This is a genomic window from Vibrio sp. 10N.261.51.C6 (genome assembly GCF_041471785.1).
GTDB lineage: Bacteria > Pseudomonadota > Gammaproteobacteria > Enterobacterales > Vibrionaceae > Vibrio > Vibrio crassostreae_C.
In genome coordinates, this window is sequence record NZ_JBFRPB010000119.1 from 1 (window position 1) to 367 (window position 367).

Consider the following 367-nt stretch of genomic DNA (forward strand, 5'->3'; position numbering starts at 1 on the left):
AAAGATTTGCTGCGGTCGTGGCGGAATTGGTAGACGCACCAGATTTAGGTTCTGGCGCCGAGAGGTGTGAGAGTTCAAGTCTCTCCGACCGCACCATTATTTAGAATGTGTTTCTTTCATTAGATGACCATTCATTGTTGGGCTATCGCCAAGCGGTAAGGCACTGGCTTTTGATGCCAGCATTCCCTGGTTCGAATCCAGGTAGCCCAGCCATTACAACGTTACTTAGACAAACCATAAGTCTTCTTAACTATACTCTTCGCTAGAGTAAAAGCTTTGCTGCGGTCGTGGCGGAATTGGTAGACGCACCAGATTTAGGTTCTGGCGCCGAGAGGTGTGAGAGTTCAAGTCTCTCCGACCGCACCAT

Annotated in this window: 3 tRNA genes; all 3 read left to right on the top strand. The window is 49.0% G+C overall.

The features are described 5' to 3' along the window. Nucleotides 1-11: 11 nt before the first annotated feature. Nucleotides 12-96, top strand: a tRNA-Leu gene (locus tag AB4375_RS21300). A 42-nt stretch (nucleotides 97-138) separates the two neighbouring features. Next, nucleotides 139-213 (top strand) — tRNA-Gln (locus AB4375_RS21305). A gap of 68 nt (nucleotides 214-281) precedes the next feature. Continuing rightward, nucleotides 282-366 (top strand) — tRNA-Leu (locus AB4375_RS21310). The last annotated feature ends 1 nt before the right edge of the window (nucleotide 367 follow it).